This window comes from Pseudomonas sp. KB_15 (assembly GCF_052114525.1).
Classification (GTDB): domain Bacteria; phylum Pseudomonadota; class Gammaproteobacteria; order Pseudomonadales; family Pseudomonadaceae; genus Aquipseudomonas.
The window spans coordinates 1-423 of sequence record NZ_JBFREX010000248.1 but is presented as its reverse complement, the minus strand read 5'-3'; the positions used below and the strand labels follow the sequence as shown (position 1 = coordinate 423).

Genomic DNA, 423 nt, shown 5'->3' with positions numbered 1-423 from the left:
ACCTTGTGATGACGGCCAGCCTGATGTGGATTCCAGACTCGTTCTGGCACGGCGTGGGGGAAGCGATTCGTCAATGGTTCTGACAGAACCGTCTCTTATGCCTTGTTGCGGTGCAGCGAAGCGGGCCGTTGCAGTACAATCGCGCTTCAATGAACGACAATCGCGCACTGTCCCCGTGCGCAGCAGGAAGCGGTCCCGCCATGAACGCCCCACTCGTGCTCGATGCCAAGCTCGCCGCACAGGACGCCCCCGCGCGCCTGCGCGAGATTCCCTATAACTACACGTCCTTTTCGGACCGCGAGATCGTTATCCGCCTGCTGGGCGAGGAAGCCTGGCGCATTCTGGATGAACTGCGTGGTGAGCGCCGCACTGGCCGCTCCGCGCGAATGCTGTACGAAGTGCTCGGCGACATCTGGGTCGTAC

General features: G+C 61.9%; 1 protein-coding gene. It reads left to right on the top strand.

Features of this window, described 5'->3' with window-relative positions; genetic code table 11:
• Positions 1-200 precede the first annotated feature (200 nt).
• Positions 201-423: DUF3683 domain-containing protein (locus tag AB4Z35_RS30715; protein ID WP_442101261.1), on the top strand; the 223-nt coding region annotated here is incomplete at its 3' end.